Source organism: Periweissella fabaria, assembly GCF_918814575.1.
Lineage (GTDB): Bacteria > Bacillota > Bacilli > Lactobacillales > Lactobacillaceae > Periweissella > Periweissella fabaria.
Genome location: NZ_CAKKNS010000016.1, coordinates 1 through 1,191, shown reverse-complemented (window position 1 = coordinate 1,191; position 1,191 = coordinate 1). Strand labels below are relative to the sequence as shown.

11 tRNA genes and 1 rRNA gene are annotated in these 1,191 nt (G+C 50.1%); all 12 read left to right on the top strand.

Annotation, left to right across the window (positions count from 1 at the left end):
* A 5S ribosomal RNA gene (rrf, locus tag LQZ75_RS09680) occupies nucleotides 1-106 on the top strand; the annotation flags it as partial.
* Nucleotides 107-116: 10 nt separating this feature from the next.
* Nucleotides 117-189: transfer RNA gene (locus tag LQZ75_RS09675), tRNA-Val, on the top strand.
* Nucleotides 190-191: 2 nt separating this feature from the next.
* A tRNA-Lys gene (locus LQZ75_RS09670) sits at nucleotides 192-264 on the top strand.
* A gap of 52 nt (nucleotides 265-316) precedes the next feature.
* Nucleotides 317-389: transfer RNA gene (locus LQZ75_RS09665), tRNA-Thr, on the top strand.
* Nucleotides 390-393: 4 nt separating this feature from the next.
* Nucleotides 394-465: transfer RNA gene (locus LQZ75_RS09660), tRNA-Gly, on the top strand.
* Nucleotides 466-488: 23 nt separating this feature from the next.
* Nucleotides 489-574: transfer RNA gene (locus LQZ75_RS09655), tRNA-Leu, on the top strand.
* 5 nt (nucleotides 575-579) lie between these two features.
* A tRNA-Arg gene (locus tag LQZ75_RS09650) sits at nucleotides 580-653 on the top strand.
* Nucleotides 654-686: 33 nt separating this feature from the next.
* A tRNA-Pro gene (locus LQZ75_RS09645) sits at nucleotides 687-760 on the top strand.
* Nucleotides 761-785: 25 nt separating this feature from the next.
* Nucleotides 786-859: transfer RNA gene (locus tag LQZ75_RS09640), tRNA-Met, on the top strand.
* A 16-nt stretch (nucleotides 860-875) separates the two neighbouring features.
* Nucleotides 876-949, top strand: a tRNA-Ile gene (locus LQZ75_RS09635).
* A 33-nt stretch (nucleotides 950-982) separates the two neighbouring features.
* A tRNA-Ser gene (locus tag LQZ75_RS09630) sits at nucleotides 983-1,072 on the top strand.
* Nucleotides 1,073-1,105: 33 nt separating this feature from the next.
* A tRNA-Met gene (locus LQZ75_RS09625) sits at nucleotides 1,106-1,179 on the top strand.
* The last annotated feature ends 12 nt before the right edge of the window (nucleotides 1,180-1,191 follow it).

Here is a 1,191-nt window from a genome sequence, read left to right as displayed (position 1 = left end):
TGGCGCAGATGATACACCTGTTCCCATGCCGAACACAGAAGTTAAGCTCTGTAGCGCCGAAAGTAGTTGGGGGATCGCTCCCTGCGAGGATAGGACGTCGCCATGCTTATAACAATGGAAGATTAGCTCAGTTGGGAGAGCATCTGCCTTACAAGCAGAGGGTCACAGGTTCGAGCCCTGTATCTTCCATTGAGTCGGTAGCTCAGTTGGTAGAGCAACGGACTTTTAATCCGTGGGTCGCGGGTTCGAGCCCCGCCCGACTCATATCAAATCGAATGATTTGAGACGAGAATTTAGTAATAAATATCTTAAGATTGCCGACTTAGCTCAGCTGGCAGAGCATCGCTCTTGTAAAGCGAGGGTCGAAGGTTCGAATCCTTTAGTCGGCATTATGCGAAAGTAGTTCAGTGGTAGAACATCACCTTGCCATGGTGGGGGTCGCGGGTTCGAATCCCGTCTTTCGCTTTGTGTCAATTCACAAGAATTATGCCGGGGTGGCGGAATTGGCAGACGCACAGGACTTAAAATCCTGCGGTGAGTGATCACCGTACCGGTTCGATCCCGGTCCTCGGCATTAATGCACCTATAGCGCAATTGGATAGAGTGTCTGACTACGAATCAGAAGGTTGCAGGTTCGACTCCTGCTAGGTGCATCGAATAACTAAGTTATTCACTTTTAATATTTTCGGGAAGTAGCTCAGCTTGGTAGAGCACCTGGTTTGGGACCAGGGGGTCGCAGGTTCGAATCCTGTCTTCCCGATGGTTTAGTAGATATCTACTTAACTCGCGGTGTAGCTCAGCTGGCTAGAGCGTCCGGTTCATACCCGGGAGGTCGAGGGTTCGATCCCCCCTGCCGCGATAAGACTCAAATATACGGACCTTTAGCTCAGTTGGTTAGAGCCGACGGCTCATAACCGTCTGGTCGTAGGTTCGAGTCCTACAAGGTCCATCCAGTATGGATTAAACTGTATTTGAATATTATGGAGGATTACCCAAGTCTGGCTGAAGGGAATGGTCTTGAAAACCATCAGGTCGGGAAACCGGCGCGAGAGTTCGAATCTCTCATCCTCCTTAAATCACCGAAAGGTGATTAACTTAATATTATCGCGGGATGGAGCAGTTCGGTAGCTCGTCGGGCCCATAACCCGAAGGTCGTTGGTTCAAATCCAGCTCCCGCAATTGAATGGTCGC